Raw genomic sequence first — 17,795 nt, forward strand, 5'->3', positions numbered from 1 at the left:
CAGCCACTACGTGGATTTTTGCTGTTCCTGCAGACCCCTTCCTCAGGCACTGTTCCAGCGGTACAGTGCCTGCATGACTACACACATAGTGCCCCCGCCCGCCGTCAATGCACGGTCCGTATTGCTGCCCTACCTCCTCGGCCTGGCCGCGGCGATGCTGCTCATCCAGGCAGCCATCGCCCTGACCGGGGGAGAGGTTGGCCTCCTCGCCGGGACTCTCACCGCTGCCGCGGCGGCGGGGGTCGCCGCCTGGATGGTGCTCAGCCGCCGGAAGCTGCTGCGTATCCGCTTCGGCTTTGCCGTGGCCCATGCCATTGCGTTCGCTGCTGTCACCACGTCCTTCAACGCCCATGCCGTACTCCGGGCCGTGAGCCTGGGGTCATCCGGGGGAGAGGGGGCCGTTGCGCAGGAGCTTCTGGCCACGCCGTGGTTCGGTGCAACTCTGCTCATGAGTGCCGCCTGGGGACTCGGGCTGCTCATCCATCTCACCGGCAGCGTCCTGGGCCGCGGCTGGGAGGATTGAGAATGCACCATCCCGCGGAGGAACAGGAATGGGTTCAGTCCCGGATCGAATCATGGGTGGAAACCTACAAAAAATCCATGCTGACGCCGGTGGTGCTGAGCGCCGTGGCTGCCCGGACACCGGCAACGGTGGCCGCAATCGCAGCGGATGTCGCATCCCGCACCGGATGGACCGTCACCGAGCGCAGCCTCTACCGGACCCTGAAGCGGCTCCAGGACGCAGGATTCCTGCACAGTACCGACGTTGACGCAGCCCGTACCGGAGCCAAGCGCAAGGAACTGTCCCTGACCCGTGAGGGTTCCCGGTTCCTCGCCGGAATCAATCGCAGCCTGGTGCCTTTCCCCGCCCACGATCCGGCAGAGGACCCTTCGGCGGCGGGTGAGAGTAAAAACACGGGTAACAGTTGACGCCGGGCACGACGTCTGCGGCCCGTCTCCATGCGGAATCGCCGCCGGGCGACTAGGCTGGATCATATGAGACGCGCAAAAATTGTGGCCACTTTTGGCCCCGCAATCGCAAGCTATGAAAACACCGTCGCCGTTCTGCGCGCCGGCGTGGACGTGGCCCGCATGAATATGAGCCATGGCGATCACGACGTGCACAAGTCCGTGTACGACAACGTGCGCCGTGCCTCCGAGGAACTGGGCAAGCCCGTTGGCATTTTCGCCGACCTTCAGGGCCCCAAGATCCGCTTGGGCCGTTTCGTGGACGGTCCGCATTACCTCAACAAGGGTGACGTTTTCACGATCACCATTGAGGACGTGCCGGGCACCAAGGACATTGTCTCCACCACGCACACCGGCCTGCCGAACGACGTCAGCGTGGGGGACACCCTGCTGATCGACGACGGCAAGGTTGCAGTCCGAGCCACCGCAGTAGACGGCGTCAAGGTTGTCACCGAGGTAACCGTTCCCGGAGCCGTATCGAACAACAAGGGCCTGAACCTGCCCGGCGTTGCCGTGAGCGTTCCCGCCATGAGCGACAAAGACGAGGCCGACCTTCGCTGGGCCATCCGCACCGGCGTCGACATGGTAGCCCTGTCCTTCGTCCGCAACGCCGTCGACGTTCGCCGCGTCCACGAGATCATGGACGAGGAAGGCCGCCGCGTACCGGTTATCGCCAAGGTGGAGAAGCCGCAGGCTGTCGCCGCCATCGAGGAGATCATTGATGCGTTTGACGCCATCATGGTTGCCCGCGGCGATCTGGGCGTCGAGCTTCCGCTGGAAGACGTTCCCCTGGTGCAGAAGAACGCCATTGAGCTGGCCCGCCGCTGGGCGAAGCCGGTCATCGTGGCCACCCAGGTCCTGGAATCCATGATCGACAGCCCGCGCCCCACCCGCGCCGAGGCTTCGGACTGCGCCAACGCAGTCCTTGACGGGGCCGACGCGGTCATGCTTTCCGGAGAGACCTCCGTGGGCAAGTACCCGATCGAAACCGTGACCACCATGGCACGGATCATCGAGTCCACCGAAGAGCACGGCCTGAACCGCGTTCCGGCCCTGGGCTCCAAGCCGCGAACGCGCGGTGGCGCCATCACCCGTGCCGCCGTCGAAATTGCCGACCAGCTGGATGCGAAGTACGTGTGTACCTTCACCCAGTCCGGGGATTCGGCCCGCCGGCTTTCCCGCCTGCGCCCGAAGAAGCCCGTCCTGGCCTTCACCCCGGTGGAGCAGACCTACCGCTACATGAGCCTCTTCTGGGGCATCCAGCCGATGCTGGTGGAGTTCGCCGAGAACACCGACCAGATGACCGCCCAGGTGGACCGCACCCTGATCGAGAATGAACTGGTTGAACTGGATGACCTCGTCGTCATTGCTGCCGGTTCGCCTCCCGGACAGGCCGGATCGACCAACACCGTCAAGGTGCACAAGGTGGGCGACATCGCCGATGCCGGCCAGCGGCTCGAGGGCCAGATGCGCGTGAAGGAAAAGGTCGGCCCGTGGCCGGTCAAGAACGCCAACAAGGGCAAGGCCAAATCCATCTAATGTGGTTTGACCGCTTGTGCGGTCCTGATGCAGGAAAGCTGCCCGGCCGGGGTTTCCCCCGCCGGGCAGCTTTTTCTCATTTGGCTATCCAATTCCATCCGAACATATCCACTTTTCCAGATATGCCAATCTGCCCGGCCCGGCCTCCCCGGCCAACGCAACCGACCCGGGACCCGTAGAAACCTCACCCTGATTGCCCACCGCAGCCAGGACCGGGGGGTCCACCTTGACCGAACCGGCGCTGCGGCGAGCCGGCGGGCTTCCTGCCGGTCCGGACATTTCACCTGTTACGGGTGAAGTGCTCGGATCTCGGTCAAATCCATACTTGTTAGGACTGCGTTGCTGGGACAGGGCGGGGGAATGCCTCGGTCCGCAGCAGGCGGCACGCCCGGGGTGGGAAACCAGACCAGCTGTTTGGGCAGGAGAGCGGCCCGCCCGGGCCGGCACACACAGGAAGGCAGGGCCAGACATGGACTTTTGGGACGACTTTTGGAGCATCATTTGGTGGGTCTTCGCGGCCACGGTTTTCTTTGCGTACCTCATGGCGCTGTTTGCAGTCATTAGCGACCTTTTTCGGGACCGCGGAATGAGCGGCTGGGGAAAAGCCATTTGGCTGATTTTTCTGCTGTTCTTTCCGGTCCTCACAGTCCTCGTGTATCTCATCGCCCGCGGCAAGGGGATGAATGAGAGGGCACAGGAAGACGCCCAGGCGAGCAGGGAATCAACCGAAGCGTATATTCGCCGGGTTGCCGGGAGCAGCCCCAGTGATGAGATAACCAAGGCGAAGGACCTTTTGGACGCCGGAGCCATCACCCCGGATGAATTCCAGGCCATCAAGCACAGAGTTGTTGCTGCCTAGACCGCCGGTTTCAAAGGAGGCCTATTTCAGCGCCCCTTTTCACTGCCGCCGAGCGCCGTGAGACTCCGAGCTTTTGGTAAAGGGATTTCAGATGTGTTTTGACGGTATTGGGGCTGAGCCGGAGTCCGTCAGCTATGTCCTGCACCGTCTGGTGCCGCGGAAGCTCGCGGAGGATCTCCCGTTCTCTGGGAGTGAGCAGCCTGGCAGTGTCCGGCCGGTCAGCCTGCCGGGAGCGCGCGGCCAGTCCCGGCGCGGCGGGCTTCGATAATCCGGTCTCCGTCACTCTGGTCCGCTCCTCGTGGAGGCCAGGAGGGCCCGGCCCCGTGCCGGCCGCCCGCTGCTCCATATGTGTGTCCAATATAGGTGCGGCTCATTCAGCCAGGACAGGCTGCAAGGGTGCCGGCGGCCTCGGAGGGTGCAAACTGGCAGCGCCGGACCGCGACCACGCGAAAATGCCCTGCCCGACGTCGTCGGGCAGGGCATAAAACGTGTGGCGGCCGGAGCGGAGTTAGTTGACCTGGTTGATGATGGTCTCGGCGACTTCGCGCATGCTCAGCCGGCGGTCCATGGAGGTCTTCTGGATCCAGCGGAAGGCCTCGGGCTCGGTCAGGCCCATCTTGGTGGTCAGCAGCGACTTGGCGCGCTCCACCAGCTTGCGCGTGGCGAACTGCTCCTTCAGGTCACTGACTTCGTCCTCGAGCGCCTTGATTTCCTCATGGCGGGAGAGGGCAATTTCGATGGCGGGGATCAGGTCCGCCGGTGTAAAGGGCTTGACCACGTAGGCCATGGCTCCGGCTTCGCGGGCGCGCTCCACCAGTTCCTTCTGGCTGAACGCGGTCAGCAGGACCACCGGGGCGATGCGTGCCTTGACGATCTGCTCGGCCGCCGTAATGCCGTCCATGACGGGCATCTTGACGTCCATCAGGACCAGGTCCGGCTTGAGCTCGGTGGCCAGCTGGACGGCTTTCTCGCCGTTGTCCGCCTCGCCGACGACGTCGTATCCCTCGCCTGTGAGGATTTCCACGATGTCGAGGCGGATCAGGGTCTCATCTTCAGCGACGATGACGCGCCGCGCCGGTGTATTGGAGGGGGCGGGCTCGGTTGACTCAGACACAGGTGCTCCTCAGAATGCGGTTGGACTGCCGTGTGCGAACTGACAGTTCACAGAAATAGCCTATCCGCATGTAGAGTAGATTCGCGCCCAACACGGATTGTGAACTTTGTGATTCACGCCGCAGGGCCGGCCCGAATGGCGGAATTGGCAGACGCGCTGCACTCAAAATGCAGTATCGAGAGGTGTGTGGGTTCGAGTCCCACTTCGGGCACCTTTGCGGTTCTTTCTGACGCCTTTACGGACAAGACACGGCGCACCAGGTTCCAAGCAGCACCCCGGTTTTCGGACCGGGGTGCTTTCTTTTGCCCTGCTTTATCCGGGCACCCCATCCGGGCACCCCATCCGGGCACCGCCACTCGGGCACCCCATCCGGGCACCGCCACTCCACCGCCACTGGTGCTAACGAGCGCCCAGCCTCAGACCGGGAATATGACAGGACATGACGGTGAGCCGGCCCTTCGGGGCTGGTGCTTCCGGCCCGGTACGAACTTGGGGGCCCCTGTCGGCAGGTGAAAAAGCGGCTGCACTGATCTTTCCGTAAAAAATGTTTGACAGGACAAAGTCCGAACGGCAGAGTGTGGGGTGTGGCTCAGGTCACATCCATAGCCAGAGCTGGGTGGAGCTTCCCGCCCGGAACGGAAAGGCCGGCGGATCACAGTGGCTCACGACGTACTCACCATGGGACGGATCAGCGTTGACGTCTACCCGCAGGACATCGGCGTGGGCCTGGCCGACGTCGGGACGTTCCGAAAATATCTGGGCGGCTCGCCGTCCAATGTGGCCGTGGCGGCAGCCCGGCACGGCCGGGAGAGCGCCGTTATTACCCGCACCGGCCAGGATCCGTTCGGGGAGTACCTGCACGGGGAGCTGCAGAAGTTCGGGGTCGACGACAGCATGGTCAGCGCCGTGCCCGGACTGCAGACTCCGGTCACCTTTTGCGCCATCCAACCGCCGGACGACTTTCCGCTGTATTTCTACGGACGTTTTCCCACAGCTCCTGACCTGCAGATCGCGGCCGGTGAGCTGAACCTGGAGGCCATCCGCGACGCCGGGATCTTTTGGTCCACTCTGACAGGCCTGTGCCAGGAGCCCAGCCGTGCGGCCCACCTGGCCGCGCACGAGGCACGTCCGCGTGACGCCCTCGCCCCGGGCCGGCATACCGTGCTGGATCTGGATTACCGGCCGATGTTCTGGCCATCCGTTGCGCAAGCCCGGGAACAGATTGCCTGCATCCTGCCCCACGTCACCGTCGCCGTCGGCAACACCGCGGAGTGCGCGGTGGCAGTCGGATCAGGGACGCCGGACGAGCAGGCTGACCGGCTGCTCGAAGCAGGAGTTCGCCTGGCCGTCGTCAAGCTCGGTCCCGACGGCGTGATGGCCAGGACGGAATCCGAGCGGGTGGTCTCCGCCCCGGTTCCTGTGCAGACGGTCAACGGGCTGGGGGCCGGAGACGCGTTTGGCGGCGCACTCTGCCACGGATTGCTTGCTGGCTGGCCGCTGACCGCCGTGCTGGAGTATGCCAATGCTTCCGGAGCGCTGGTGGCGTCCCGGATTTCCTGCGCCGACGCCATGCCGACGCCGGCGGAGGTCACCGGACTGCTCGCCGAACGCGGCCGCATGGTTCCGGAGCTCCTGGAGGCTCTGTCATGACCGGGGAAGGCTCTGCCATGACCGGGGCAGCCGCAGATCCCCGGCGTTATGAGCGCCTCTCCCGCATCCGGCTCGAAGATCCGGACGCCGTCCGCCGTGCCGCAGCAGACCGTCCGCCGCACCCCGGCCCGTCGGCCGGCCGGCAGAACCTCATTCTCGCAGCAGACCATCCCGCCCGGGGTGCGCTCGGCGTCGGGGACCGGCCGGCGGTCATGGCGAATCGTCATGAACTGCTTGACCGGCTGCAGGAAGCGTTGGCCAATCCCGCCGTCGACGGCGTTCTGGCCAGCCCGGACATCATGGATGACCTGCTCCTGCTCGGCGCCCTGGACGGCAAGCTGCTGTTCGGGTCCATGAACCGCGGCGGCCTTGCCGGGTCCGTCAACGAAGTCGAGGACCGTTTCACCGGACACACCCCCGCGGCGCTGGAGGAACTTGGAGCGACCGGCGGCAAAATGCTGACCCGGATCTGCCTCGGTGATCCTGCGACGCCCGCCGCACTGGAAGCGGCGGCACAGGCCATCAACAGCCTGGCGGAGCGGCGGCTGGTGGCCATGGTGGAGCCCTTCATGTCCGTGTGGGACAACGGACTGCTCCGCAACGACCTGAGCACCGACGCCGTCGTCACTTCAGTGGCGATTGCCTCCGGACTCGGTTCCACGAGCGCCTACACCTGGATGAAGCTGCCGGTGGTCCGCGACATGGAACGGGTGCTGGCATCCACCACCATGCCCACCGTGCTCCTCGGCGGTGACCCGACCGGCTCTCCGCAGGAGACGTACTCACTCTGGGAAGAGGCACTGAAGCTGCCCGGCGTTCAGGGCCTGACGGTGGGCCGCACCCTGCTGTTCCCGAAGACCGGCACCGTCAGCGAAGCCGTGGCCGCAGCGGCAGCACTGTTGAGGACCGGAACCGCATCCAACACCCGCAGCGAGCAGGAGGTTTCCAGCTGATGGTTACCCGCAGAATGACCGTGGCCCAGGCAGTGGTTCAGTTCCTGGGAAACCAGTACGCCGTGGACGACGCCGGCGGGCCCGAATACCGCGAGCGCCTGTTCCCGGGCATGTTCGGCATTTTTGGCCACGGCAACGTTGCCGGCGTGGGGCAGGCGCTGAAGCAGGCACAGGTTAAGAACCCGGCGCTGATGCCGTACTACCAGGGACGCAATGAGCAGGCAATGGTGCACCAAGCCGTGGGGTACGCCCGGCACACCCGCCGCAGGGCCACGTATGCGGTCACCAGTTCCATCGGGCCCGGAGCAACCAACATGCTCACCGGTGCAGCACTGGCCACCACCAACCGGCTCCCGGTGCTGCTGCTTCCCTCCGACACCTTCGCCACCCGCGCCCCCGACCCCGTGCTGCAGCAGCTGGAGCGGCCGGAGGCATACGATATCACCGTCAATGACGCCTTCCGTCCGTTGTCCCGCTACTTTGACCGGGTGGTCCGCCCCGAGCAGCTCTTCTCGGCGTTCCTTCACGGCCTGCGGGTCCTGACTGACCCCGCAGACACCGGTGCGGTCACCGTCTCCCTGCCCCAGGACGTGCAGGCCGAAGAACTGGACGTTCCCGAGGACTTCCTGGCTGAACGCGACTGGCGCATCCGCCGCCCGGTCCCCGAGGAAGAGGACATCCGGCGTGCCGCGGCCCTGATCCGCGGAGCCAGGCGTCCGCTCATCATCGCCGGCGGCGGCGTGCTGTATTCCTTTGCCGCGGACGAGCTGGCCCGGCTGGCGGAGCAGACAGGCATACCGGTCGCCTACACCCAGGCCGGCGTCGGCTCCGTGCCGTGGAACGCGCCCTACTGCCTGGGCGCGGTGGGGTCCACGGGCACGACGGCGGCCAACGCCGTCGCCCGCGAAGCCGACCTGGTGATCGGGATCGGCACCCGCTACGTGGACTTCACCACCGCCTCCCACACGGCCTTCCAGAATTCGCACGTGCAGTTCGTGAACATCAACGTCGCCCCGATCGATGCCTACAAACTCGGCAGCGCCCTGCCGATTGTTGCTGACGCCCGCAAGGCTCTGGTGCGCCTGGCGCAGCAGCTGGGCGGATACCGCATCGGCGGCGACCTGGAGCAGCTGATGGCCGCCGAGAAGCAGCGCTGGGACCGCACTGTTGATGAAGCGTTCAACGAGCGGCACACCCCGCTGCCGAGCCAGAACGAGATTATCGGAGCGGTCAACCGTGCGATGGAAGCCCGCGACGTCGTCGTCTGCGCCGCCGGCTCCCTGCCGGGGGACCTGCACAAGATGTGGCGCATCCGCGATCCGTACGGTTACCACGTGGAATACGCCTTTTCCACGATGGGGTACGAGATCCCCGGCGGACTGGGCGTCAAGCGGGCCTCCATCGACGAGGCGCAGCGGTCCGGCGACGGCGAGACGCCGCGCGACGTCGTCGTCATGGTGGGGGACGGTTCCTACCTGATGATGCACACGGAACTGGTCACCGCCGTCGCCGAGGGCATCAAGCTCATCACCGTCCTGATCCAGAACCACGGCTATGCCTCTATCGGAGCGCTTTCGGAATCGCTGGGCTCACAGCGGTTCGGTACCCGGTTCCGAACGCTGGACGCCAAGCAGCACACGTTCGACGACGGCGAGACGCTCCCGGTGGACCTCGCGGCGAACGCCGCGTCACTGGGCGTCCGGGTGATCCGGGTGGAACCCGGACCGAACGTCATTGCCGACCTGGAGACTGCCGTGGCAAAGGCGAAGGCCGAACCGGAAGGGAGCGGACCGGTGCTTATCCACATCGAATCCGATCCCCTTATCGACGCTCCCGATTCGGAATCCTGGTGGGACGTCCCGGTCGCGGAAACATCGGAACTGGAGTCCACCGGCGCAGCGAACGTCACCTACACGGAGCACAAAGCCCGGCAGCGGCCGCTGATCGGGTGAGGGCCGTGCGGCAGCAGCGGCGCTCACCCGTACGGTCTCGGCAGGAGCTTTTCACAGAGCAGGAAACTTCCACATCCTCTGAAGAAGGCAGGACCAGCTAAATGGAAGAGAACACAGTCATCATCGGCACCGCCCCCGATTCCTGGGGTGTCTGGTTTCCCGATGACCCGCTCCAGACCCCCTGGCAGCGCTTCCTGGACGAGGCTGCCGGAGCCGGCTACTCCTGGATTGAACTGGGCCCCTACGGCTATCTGCCCACTGATCCGGTCCGGCTGGCCGATGAACTGGCGCAGCGGAGCCTGAAACTGAGCGCCGGCACCGTGTTCACGGCCTTTCACCGCGGCGGCAACCAGTGGGGCACTGCGGAGGAACCCATCCGCAAAGTGGCGGAACTGGCGGCCGCGCTGGGCGGGGAGCACTTGGTGGTAATTCCGGCGATGTGGCGCGACGACGTCAGCGGCGAGGCACTGGAGAATCCCGAACTTTCCGCCGAACAGTGGAATGAGCTGCTCTCCGGCCACGACCGGCTGGGCAGGATCCTGGCCGAGGAATACGGACTGCAGCAGCAGTTCCATTCCCACGCTGACTCCCACGTGTGCTCCCAGCCGGATATCGAGCGATTCCTGCAGGGAACCGACCCGTCGCTGGTATCGCTGTGTTTGGACACCGGACACGCCGAGTACGGAGGAGCAGACAGCGTGGAACTGATCTCCAGGTATCCCGACCGGATCGGCTACCTCCATTTGAAGCAGATCGACCCGGAGATCCTGGCCAACGTGCGGCAGCAGAACCTGACCTGGGCGGCGGCAAACCTCGCCGGCGTCATGACGGAACCTCCCCGCGGCCTGCCCGACCTCTCCCGCGTGATCGCTGCCGCGGAAAACCTCGGCAGGCCACTCTTCGGGATTGTGGAGCAGGACATGTACCCGGTCGCCGATTTCGGGATTCCGCTGCCCATTGCCCGCCGCACCCGCGACTACCTGCTCTCCTGTGGTTCCCCGGCCCGGCTTTCCTCACGGCTGGACGCCTAACACCGAACCCAGCACGACTTTAAGGAGGCTCAGATGAGCCAGAATCTCCGCGTCGCCGTCATCGGAGCCGGCCGCATGGGCGTTGACCATATCCAGCGCCTGCACCGGCGCATCCACGGAGCGGAGGTGGGCGCCGTCGTCGACATCGATCCGGAGCGCGCGGCAGCCGCTGTTGCGGGAATCCCCGGCGCCGCCGCCCTGACCGACGTAGCCGACACGCTGGGGAACCCGGACACGGACGCAGTGCTGCTCGCCACCCCCGGCTTCCTTCATGAAGAAGCCCTGCATGCCATCCTGGCCCGGGACTTGCCGGTGCTGTGCGAAAAACCGCTGACGCCGGATTCGGCGTCGGCCTGGCGCGTGGTGCAGGCCGAGGAAAAGCTGGGCCGCCGGCGGATCCAGGTGGGCTTCATGCGCCGCTACGACTCCGAGTACGCGCAGCTCCAGGCACTGATCCGCAGCGGCGAGCTGGGGGAGGTGCTGATGCTGCACCACCAGCACCGCAACCCGTCCACCCCGCCCGGCTTCACCAACGAGATGCTGATCAACGACTCCGTGGTGCACGAGTTCGACGCCGTCCGCTTTTTCACCGGTGAAGAGATCACCTCCGTGCAGGTCCGGACCGGCAAAGCCACCCGCAGCGCGCCCGCCGGCCAGCAGGATCCGCAGCAGGTGCTGCTCGAAACGGCATCCGGGGTGCTCGCCGACGTGGAGATCTACGTCAACGCCCAGTTCGGCTACGAGGTAGCCACGCAGGCCGTGTTTGAGCAGGGTGTTTTCCGGATCGGGAACGACGCCGGTCCGTACCTCAGTACGCAGGGCCGCTGGGGCGGTCCGGTCAGTCCGGGCTTCGCGGCACGGTTCAGCACCGCCTACGACCGGGAGGTCCAGGCCTGGGTGGACGCCGCGCGGCAGGGCAGCATCACCGGGCCCGGCGCCTGGGACGGGTACGCCGCGGCTGCCTGCTGCGAGGCGGGCGTGGAGGCGCAGCGGACCGGCCAAAAGGTAGCCGTCATCCTCAACGACAAACCGCCGCTGTATCTCCAGGCCTGAGAAGGGGCTCACCATGAAGATTGCCCTGGACCCCACCCCGTTCCACCGCACCCACGGCCTGCTGGAATTCCCGCGGCTCGCCGCCGAACTGGGGTATGGGTACCTCCAGCTCACGCCGCACCCCGACGTCCTGCCCTTCTTCACCCACCCCAAGGCCGACGACGCACTGGTGGCGGATCTGCGGAAGGCCTGTGCAGAGGCGTCGGTGGAAATCGCCTCGGTCCTGCCCGTGCTGCGCTGGTCTTCCCCGGACGAAAACCTGCGGCAGGCCGCCGTCGGCTACTGGAAACGCGCGGTGCAGATCGCCGTCGACCTTGGGGTTACCCAGCTGAACACCGAGTTCAGCGGCCGGCCGGAGCAGCCGGAGGAATCCGAAGCGGCGTTTTACCGGTCCGTGGAAGAACTGGTGCCGCTGTTTGAGCGCGAGGGCGTTCATGTGGCGATCGATCCGCATCCGGATGACTTTGTGGAGGAAGGCCTTGCCGCCTGGCGGGTGATCCGCGGCGTCAACTCGCCGAATCTCGGCATGGTGTACGTGGCCGCCCACACGTTCCACATGGCGGACCCGCCGGCGGAGATTATTGCTGCGGCGGGGGACCGGCTGCGGGTGGTCCACATTGCCGACACCATGAACCACGCCGCGTCCTCCGGGCTGCGGTACATCACCAACCCGCCGGGCAGTCCCGTGCGCGTGCACCAGCACCTGAAGATCGGCGACGGCGATGTGGACTGGCCCGGACTATTCGGGGCACTGGCCGGGAACGGATTCCTGGACCGCCCGGAAACAGTCATGGTCTCCAGCGTCTTTGCCGAAAATGAAAACGCCGTTGAAGTATCCCGTTATCAACTCACCACTATGCAGGACCTCGTCCGGAGCAGCGGGCGAAGCCGGGCAGGGACGGAGGAACGATGAGTGCGACCAGTCAGCCCAATGAGGAACTCCAACCGGATGGCCCGGCCGGGAAGGGCCCGGGGGAATCGGCGAATGAACGCAAGCCCAACAAGCAGCTCAAAAGGATCGCCGCCGTCAGTACCCTGGGCGGCCTGCTGTTTGGTTATGACACCGGCGTCATCAACGGCGCCCTGCCGTTCATGGAGGAAGATCTGGGCCTGACCCCCGTCACCACCGGCCTCGTGACCAGTTCGCTGCTGGTGGGTGCGGCGTTCGGCGCGATCACCGGCGGGAGGCTCGCGGATCGGTTCGGCCGCCGGCGGCTGATCATGGGACTGGCAGCGGTTTTCCTGCTGGGCACCATCGGCGTCTCGCTGGCACCAAACGTGGAGATCACGGTGTTCTTCCGCTTCATCCTTGGCCTGGCCGTGGGCGGGGCATCCGCCATGGTTCCGGTGTTCCTGGCGGAAATGTCCCCGGCCCACCTGCGCGGCCAGATGGTGACCCGGAACGAACTGATGATTGTCTCCGGCCAGCTGCTCGCCTTCATCACCAACGCCGTGCTGGGCAACATCTGGGGTGAGAACCTCGGCATCTGGCGCTGGATGCTGGTCTTGGCCACCCTGCCGGCCATCGGCCTCTGGCTGGGCATGCTGCGGGTGCCGGAAAGCCCGCGCTGGCTCGCGTCCATGGGCAGCTTCCCCGAAGCCTTTGAGGTGCTGAAGAAAATCCGCACCGAGGCCACTGCCCGCAAGGAATTCGACGAGGTCCGGCATCTGGCCCGTGAGGACTATGAAGCCAAGAAGGGGTCGATCCGCGACCTCAAGGTTCCCTGGATGCGCCGGATCTTCCTGATCGGCGTGGGCGTGGCCATCTGCCAGCAGATCACCGGCGTGAACTCGATCATGTACTACGGCACGGAAATCCTGAAGGAGTCCGGTTTCGGCACCGAAGCCGCGCTCACGGCCAATATTGCCAACGGAGTGATTTCCGTCCTGGCCACCTTCGTGGGGATTTGGCTGCTGGGCCGGGTCGGTCGGCGACCGATGCTGATGGTTGGACAGCTGGGCACCATAGTGGTGCTGGCACTGATCGGAGTCTTCTCCCTGGTGCTGCCCGAAGGAACCGGCCGCGGGTTCGTCATCCTGGCGCTCACTGTCTCCTTCCTGGCCTTCCAGCAGGGAGCCATTTCGCCGGTGACCTGGCTGATGCTCTCGGAAATTTTCCCGCTGCGGATCCGCGGTCTGGGCATGGGCAGCACTGCCTTCATTCTGTGGATGGTCAATTTCGCCGTCGGTTTCAGCTTCCCGGTGCTCACTGCGGCCATCGGGATCTCGGGAACCTTCTTCCTGTTCTCGGGCGTCGGCATTTTCGCCGTGCTGTTCGTGAAGGCCTATCTTCCCGAAACACGCGGGAAGTCCCTGGAGGAACTGGAGGAGCAGTTCCACGCCCGGGATACCGCCGCCCTGCGCCGGCAGGGTCCCACCGTGGCTGCGGCCCTCGGCTAAGCCCCTCCCGGTCTCCCCGCTGCCCCTCCCGGACGGGGGTGGGAAAGGTGTCAGGAGGTGAAGGGAAGCCGGGCATCCATCTGCTGGGTGTCCCAGGTTTGCCGGATCCAGCCGTGGTGCGGGTCGTCGCTGATCAGCCATTCCCGCACGCGGCCGGGGCCGGCCATCACGTTGAGGTAATAGAGGTCGTAGCCCGGCACCGCCATTGCCGGACCGTGCCAGCCGTAGGGCACCAGAACGACGTCGCCGCTGCGCACCTCCGCACTGACGTCAATCGGCCGCCCATCTGAGGCATAAACCCGTGCAAATCCGACGGGGTCCGCAGCCGCGGGTGCCGGAGCGTCAGCGGCCGTTTGCGCTTCGAAGTAGTAAATCTCCTCGAGGTTGCTCTCGCCGTCCTTTTCCTCGTCATGCTTGTGCGGGGGATAGGAGGACCAGTTGCCGGCCGGGGTGATGACCTCGCACACGATGAACCTGTCAGCCTCGAGTGTCCCGGGTGTGCCGAAGTTGTGGACCTGGCGGGAACAGGCTCCGGATCCCCGCAGCTCCAGCGGTGTTTCCTCTGCCCTGACCAGCCTGACCGGGTAGCCGGCCGAAGCAGGTGCCAGCGCTACGGCAACCCTTCCGCCGTCCTCCGACGAGATGGTCAGGGACGTCCGGATGCCTGAATACAGGACATCGGTGGGTCCGCGAAAGACCGAGCGCCGGCCCCGCAGGTCATATTTGGTGCCCTCGACAGTGACCGAGAAGGCGCCCTCGAGCGGAATGACCAGCCGTTCTTCATCCTCGGCGGGCAGAGACACGGAGGCACCGGGGGCGAGCGCGGCAACCTTGATGCCGGTGTGCGCCCAGCCCGGAACCCGGGCGGCACTATCGGACGCGCCGAGCGATACCTGCCAGTCGCCGTCGTTCGCGGAACCGAAGGGATAAACCCACTGAGGTGTTTCCGGCATGGATTCTGTCTCCTTGGGCATCGGCCGGCGGACAGGGAAAAGTCCTGCCGATTCTTGCTTTGTGAGAATGTCCTGTCAAGAGTCCGGCTACGACTGGACGAGGGTCATTTCAAAGCTGTACGAGTCTCCGCGGTAGACGTGGCGGCCGGTCTCCACGTTCCGGCCGGCGTCGTCCACCGCCGTGCGTGCCATCGTGACCAGGGCGGCGCCCGGCGAGGTGTGCAGCAGCTCTGCCTGCTTGGCAGTTGCGACGGTAGCGCCCACCCGCTGGGTGGCAAGGCGGAAGTTGACGCCGGCGTTCCGGAGGATTTGGTAGAGGCCCTCGCGGCGGAGTCCTTCCTCGGTGATTTCCGTGATGTCGTTCCGCACCCAGTTTTCCATCAGTGCCAGGGGCTTCCCGCCCACGCTGCGCAGCCTCTTCAGGTGGTAAACGTTGACGCCGTCCGGCAGCTCCAGGGCCCGGGAGATATCTTGATCTGCCGGTCCGTGGCGAAATTCCAGCACTTCCGTGGAGGGCTTCTGGCCGCCCCGCTGCAGATCGTCGTACAGGCTGGAGAGCTCCAGCCGGCGCCGCACCTGGCTGGAGACCACCTGCGTGCCAACGCCCCGCTTCCGCACCAGCAGTCCGGAGCGGACCAGCTCATCCATCGCCTTGCGCATGGTCGGACGGGACAGTTTCAGTTTGCCGGCGAGCTCGATTTCATTGTCCAGTCTGGAGCCGTATTCCAGCTCGCCGCTGTGGATGGCTGCTTCGATGCCCTGGACCACCTGGTGGTACAGCGGCACCGGGGAGGACCGGTCGATCGGAATGTTGAGTTCTGCACCCATGTGCCGCTCCTTCGCTTACTTCCCGGTCTGCTGTACGGAGGCCTGGCCCCGGTCCGTTTTGTCTGCCCTGCTCGTCCACACTGCCGCGCTATGTCAGGACAAAAGTGTCCTTCGATTGTACACAGCGACGCCGGTCACAGCCCGGGAGCGTAGCGGGCCAACGCCCGGGCGGCCACAGGTCTTTCCTCGTGTGTATATGTCCTGACAATCCATTGACTCTGTGAGGCGTGTCGCTATTCTGGACTTCCCAGCTGAAGTGGAGTCACGCCTCCGCGGGCCGACCGAAGGTTCAGGGCGGGGATCACGAAGACAAAGGAGACTCTCGTGTCACACAAGCTTTCCTGGCGGAAACTGGCAGCGGCCGGTGTACTGGTTCCGGCCCTCGTTCTCACGGCATGTTCCAGCTCGGGAGGACGCGAGCCGGAAACCGGCGGGGAGGGCGGCGGCGAAGTCGCCGGAACGGACCGGATCACGATCGCCCTGATTACCCATGCCGCCCCCGGAGACACCTTCTGGGACATAGTGCGCAAGGGCGCGGAAGAGGCATCGCAGAAGGACAATGTGGAGCTGCAGTACCTCTCCGACCCCGAAGGCGGCCGGCAGGCGCAGCTCATTGAGCAGGCGGTGCAGCAGGGTGTGGACGGCATTGCCGTCACTCTGGCCAAGCCCGACGCCGTAGCCTCCGCGCTGGAGCAGGCGCAGGCCGCCGGCATCCCCGTGGTGAGCCTGAACGCCGGCGAGGACCGCTCGGCCGAGCTGGGTGCCTTTACCCACTTCGGCTCCAACGAGCGCCTTGCCGGGGAAGCCGTGGGCCAGCGGTTGGCCGCTGACGGCTATACGCATCCAATCTGCGTCATCCAGGAACAGGGCCACGTCGGGCTCGAGAACCGCTGCGCCGGTGTCCAGGCCCAGGTTCCGGCAACGGAGATCCTGTACGTGCCGGGCACGGATATGACGCAGGTGGAGTCGACAGTGACGGCGAAGCTGCAGACATCCGCCGACGCCGACGTCGTCATCGGTCTCGGTGCCCCCTATACCCTCACCATCCTGAACGCCGTCGGCACCTCCGGCAGCGAGGCGAAGGTGGCTTCCTTCGACCTGAACGCGGAACTGGCCGAACGGATCGTCAACGGCGAGGTCATCTTCACCGTTGACCAGCAGCCGTGGATGCAGGGGTACGGCGCTGTTGATGCTCTCTGGCAGAACACGCGCGGCGGCTTCCAGATTGGGGGAGGGCAGCCGGTCCTGACCGGTCCCACCATCATCGATTCCACCAATGCCGAGCAGGTGGCGTCCTTCGCCGAAGACGGCATCCGCTGACGGAATCAGCCCGCTCCGCGGCCGGCACAGGCTTCGAAGTACAGAGAAAGCGAACGTGACATGGCAAACGCAGTGACTGTTGCAGTACCGGTGGCGGACGAGCGGGTGGCCGCCAAGAGCCCGCTGGCCAAGCTGCTGGGGCGGCCGGAGATCGGGGCGCTCGTGGGCGCCATTGCGCTTTTCATCTTCTTTTCGGCCGTCGCGCCGATCTTCCTCCAGCCCGGTTCCATCGCCACCGTGCTGTACGGGGCGTCGACCATCGGCATCATGGCAGTGGGGGTTTCGCTGCTGATGATCGGCGGCGAATTCGACCTCTCCACCGGCGTCGCGGTCATCAGCTCGGCCCTGATGGCATCACTGTTCAGCTGGTATTTCTCCGTGAACGTGTGGGTGGGCGTGGCGCTGGCGCTGGTGATGTCGCTGAGCATCGGCTTCATCAACGGCTGGATCCTGATCAAGACCAAGCTGCCCTCCTTCATCGTCACCCTGGCAACCTTCCTGATGCTCACCGGTCTGAACCTGGGCCTGACGCGGGCCATCGGCGGCAGTGTTTCCACGCCGTCGATCTCCACCATGGACGGCTTTGATTCCGCCAAGGCGGTGTTCGCCTCCTCGGTGAACATAGCCGGGGTGGACGTGCGGATCACGGTGTTCATCTGGATCGGACTGGTGGCCGTTGCCTCCTGGATCCTGCTGCGCACCAGGATCGGGAACTGGATTTTCGCGTCCGGCGGGGACGCCTATGCGGCCCGTGCCGTCGGCGTCCCGGTCGTCAGAACCAAAATCGGCCTGTTCATGGGGGTGGGCTTCTGCGCCTGGCTGCTGGGGATGCACAACCTGTTTGCTTTTTCGACCGTGCAGTCCGGTGAAGGCATCGGCAACGAGTTCCTCTACATCATTGCGGCCGTCATCGGCGGCTGCCTGCTGACCGGAGGTTACGGCTCGGCCATCGGCGGGGCGATCGGGGCGTTCATTTTCGGCATGGCCAACAAGGGCATCGTGTATGCGGAGTGGAACCCGGACTGGTTCAAGTTCTTCCTGGGCCTGATGTTGCTGCTGGCAACCATCGTGAACCTGGTGGTCAAACGCCGGGCCGAACAGAGTTAGCGGACGGAGATCGTTATGGACACCTTGGACAGCGGCCCGTCAGCAAGGCCGGACGGACCACCGGATG

Annotated in this window: 17 protein-coding genes and 1 tRNA gene; 14 read left to right on the forward strand and 4 right to left on the reverse strand. The window is 65.4% G+C overall.

Annotated features, from left to right (window positions below; all coding sequences use genetic code 11):
• Positions 1-73 precede the first annotated feature (73 nt).
• The 4 genes from M1D40_RS07550 (at position 74) to M1D40_RS07565 (ending at position 3,367) form a co-directional block, all read left to right on the forward strand.
• Positions 74-523 (forward strand): hypothetical protein, encoded by a 450-nt coding sequence (locus tag M1D40_RS07550; protein ID WP_461170729.1) that lies wholly within the window; start codon positions 74-76, stop codon positions 521-523.
• A 2-nt stretch (positions 524-525) separates the two neighbouring features.
• Positions 526-930, forward strand: a complete 405-nt coding sequence (locus M1D40_RS07555; RefSeq protein ID WP_341392791.1) for a PadR family transcriptional regulator — start codon at positions 526-528, stop codon at positions 928-930.
• Positions 931-996: 66 nt separating this feature from the next.
• Positions 997-2,508 carry a pyruvate kinase gene (pyk, locus tag M1D40_RS07560; protein ID WP_341392792.1) on the forward strand — a complete coding sequence of 504 codons (1,512 nt, stop codon included), beginning with the start codon at positions 997-999 and terminating at the stop codon, positions 2,506-2,508.
• Between the two features lie 469 nt (positions 2,509-2,977).
• Entirely contained in the window at positions 2,978-3,367 is a 390-nt protein-coding gene (locus M1D40_RS07565) for an SHOCT domain-containing protein (protein WP_341392793.1), read from the forward strand.
• A 10-nt stretch (positions 3,368-3,377) separates the two neighbouring features.
• Here the strand turns inward: M1D40_RS07565 and M1D40_RS07570 are convergent, their stop codons facing one another.
• A complete protein-coding gene (locus M1D40_RS07570; protein ID WP_445818849.1) occupies positions 3,378-3,713 on the reverse strand; it encodes a response regulator transcription factor in 336 nt (111 codons plus the stop codon).
• Between the two features lie 162 nt (positions 3,714-3,875).
• Positions 3,876-4,481, reverse strand: a complete 606-nt coding sequence (locus M1D40_RS07575; RefSeq protein WP_152218513.1) for an ANTAR domain-containing response regulator — start codon at positions 4,479-4,481, stop codon at positions 3,876-3,878.
• A gap of 129 nt (positions 4,482-4,610) precedes the next feature.
• Here M1D40_RS07575 and M1D40_RS07580 point away from each other — a divergent pair.
• The 8 genes from M1D40_RS07580 (at position 4,611) to M1D40_RS07615 (ending at position 13,520) form a co-directional block, all read left to right on the forward strand.
• Positions 4,611-4,692: transfer RNA gene (locus tag M1D40_RS07580), tRNA-Leu, on the forward strand.
• Positions 4,693-5,138: 446 nt separating this feature from the next.
• Positions 5,139-6,131, forward strand: coding sequence for a 5-dehydro-2-deoxygluconokinase (gene iolC, locus M1D40_RS07585; protein ID WP_461170730.1), 993 nt, complete (start codon positions 5,139-5,141; stop codon positions 6,129-6,131).
• A gap of 17 nt (positions 6,132-6,148) precedes the next feature.
• Positions 6,149-7,084: a Cgl0159 family (beta/alpha)8-fold protein gene (locus M1D40_RS07590; protein ID WP_461170731.1), complete on the forward strand. Its 936-nt coding sequence runs from the start codon at positions 6,149-6,151 to the stop codon at positions 7,082-7,084.
• 14 nt (positions 7,085-7,098) lie between these two features.
• Complete coding sequence (gene iolD, locus M1D40_RS07595) at positions 7,099-9,036, forward strand: 3D-(3,5/4)-trihydroxycyclohexane-1,2-dione acylhydrolase (decyclizing) (RefSeq protein ID WP_461171025.1); 1,938 nt, start codon at positions 7,099-7,101, stop codon at positions 9,034-9,036.
• 101 nt (positions 9,037-9,137) lie between these two features.
• Positions 9,138-10,067: a sugar phosphate isomerase/epimerase family protein gene (locus M1D40_RS07600; RefSeq protein WP_461170732.1), complete on the forward strand. Its 930-nt coding sequence runs from the start codon at positions 9,138-9,140 to the stop codon at positions 10,065-10,067.
• Positions 10,068-10,100: 33 nt separating this feature from the next.
• Complete coding sequence (locus M1D40_RS07605; RefSeq protein ID WP_461170733.1) at positions 10,101-11,120, forward strand: Gfo/Idh/MocA family protein; 1,020 nt, start codon at positions 10,101-10,103, stop codon at positions 11,118-11,120.
• A 13-nt stretch (positions 11,121-11,133) separates the two neighbouring features.
• Positions 11,134-12,033, forward strand: coding sequence for a sugar phosphate isomerase/epimerase family protein (locus M1D40_RS07610; protein WP_461170734.1), 900 nt, complete (start codon positions 11,134-11,136; stop codon positions 12,031-12,033).
• Positions 12,030-13,520, forward strand: coding sequence for a sugar porter family MFS transporter (locus tag M1D40_RS07615; RefSeq protein ID WP_461170735.1), 1,491 nt, complete (start codon positions 12,030-12,032; stop codon positions 13,518-13,520). Before M1D40_RS07610 ends, M1D40_RS07615 begins: the two co-directional genes overlap by 4 nt.
• A 50-nt stretch (positions 13,521-13,570) precedes the next feature.
• Here M1D40_RS07615 and iolB read toward each other — a convergent pair whose 3' ends face one another.
• Entirely contained in the window at positions 13,571-14,473 is a 903-nt protein-coding gene (iolB, locus tag M1D40_RS07620; RefSeq protein WP_461170736.1) for a 5-deoxy-glucuronate isomerase, read from the reverse strand.
• A gap of 87 nt (positions 14,474-14,560) precedes the next feature.
• A complete protein-coding gene (locus M1D40_RS07625) occupies positions 14,561-15,301 on the reverse strand; it encodes a GntR family transcriptional regulator (RefSeq protein ID WP_461170737.1) in 741 nt (246 codons plus the stop codon).
• 324 nt (positions 15,302-15,625) lie between these two features.
• Between M1D40_RS07625 and M1D40_RS07630 the strand changes: the two genes are divergently transcribed.
• Both M1D40_RS07630 and M1D40_RS07635 read left to right on the forward strand, forming a co-directional pair.
• The gene (locus M1D40_RS07630) at positions 15,626-16,621 is read left to right on the forward strand and encodes a substrate-binding domain-containing protein (protein ID WP_341392802.1); all 996 of its coding nucleotides are present in this window, start codon (positions 15,626-15,628) and stop codon (positions 16,619-16,621) included.
• A gap of 60 nt (positions 16,622-16,681) precedes the next feature.
• On the forward strand, positions 16,682-17,728 hold the full coding sequence (locus M1D40_RS07635) for an ABC transporter permease (protein ID WP_461170738.1): 1,047 nt from the start codon (positions 16,682-16,684) through the stop codon (positions 17,726-17,728).
• Positions 17,729-17,795: the final 67 nt, after the last annotated feature.

Source organism: Arthrobacter sp. Z1-15 (assembly GCF_054792395.1).

Excerpts from the sequence above, each read along its gene's own strand:
- M1D40_RS07550 (WP_461170729.1), top strand. The coding sequence starts at position 74 with ATGACTACACACATAGTGCCCCCGCCCGCCGTCAATGCACGGTCCGTA.
- M1D40_RS07555 (WP_341392791.1), top strand. The coding sequence starts at position 526 with ATGCACCATCCCGCGGAGGAACAGGAATGGGTTCAGTCCCGGATCGAA.
- pyk (WP_341392792.1), top strand. The coding sequence starts at position 997 with ATGAGACGCGCAAAAATTGTGGCCACTTTTGGCCCCGCAATCGCAAGC.
- M1D40_RS07565 (WP_341392793.1), top strand. The coding sequence starts at position 2,978 with ATGGACTTTTGGGACGACTTTTGGAGCATCATTTGGTGGGTCTTCGCG.
- M1D40_RS07570 (WP_445818849.1), bottom strand. The coding sequence starts at position 3,713 with ATGGAGCAGCGGGCGGCCGGCACGGGGCCGGGCCCTCCTGGCCTCCAC.
- M1D40_RS07590 (WP_461170731.1), top strand. The coding sequence starts at position 6,149 with ATGACCGGGGCAGCCGCAGATCCCCGGCGTTATGAGCGCCTCTCCCGC.
- iolD (WP_461171025.1), top strand. The coding sequence starts at position 7,099 with ATGACCGTGGCCCAGGCAGTGGTTCAGTTCCTGGGAAACCAGTACGCC.
- M1D40_RS07600 (WP_461170732.1), top strand. The coding sequence starts at position 9,138 with ATGGAAGAGAACACAGTCATCATCGGCACCGCCCCCGATTCCTGGGGT.
- M1D40_RS07605 (WP_461170733.1), top strand. The coding sequence starts at position 10,101 with ATGAGCCAGAATCTCCGCGTCGCCGTCATCGGAGCCGGCCGCATGGGC.
- M1D40_RS07610 (WP_461170734.1), top strand. The coding sequence starts at position 11,134 with ATGAAGATTGCCCTGGACCCCACCCCGTTCCACCGCACCCACGGCCTG.
- M1D40_RS07615 (WP_461170735.1), top strand. The coding sequence starts at position 12,030 with ATGAGTGCGACCAGTCAGCCCAATGAGGAACTCCAACCGGATGGCCCG.
- iolB (WP_461170736.1), bottom strand. The coding sequence starts at position 14,473 with ATGCCGGAAACACCTCAGTGGGTTTATCCCTTCGGTTCCGCGAACGAC.
- M1D40_RS07625 (WP_461170737.1), bottom strand. The coding sequence starts at position 15,301 with ATGGGTGCAGAACTCAACATTCCGATCGACCGGTCCTCCCCGGTGCCG.
- M1D40_RS07635 (WP_461170738.1), top strand. The coding sequence starts at position 16,682 with ATGGCAAACGCAGTGACTGTTGCAGTACCGGTGGCGGACGAGCGGGTG.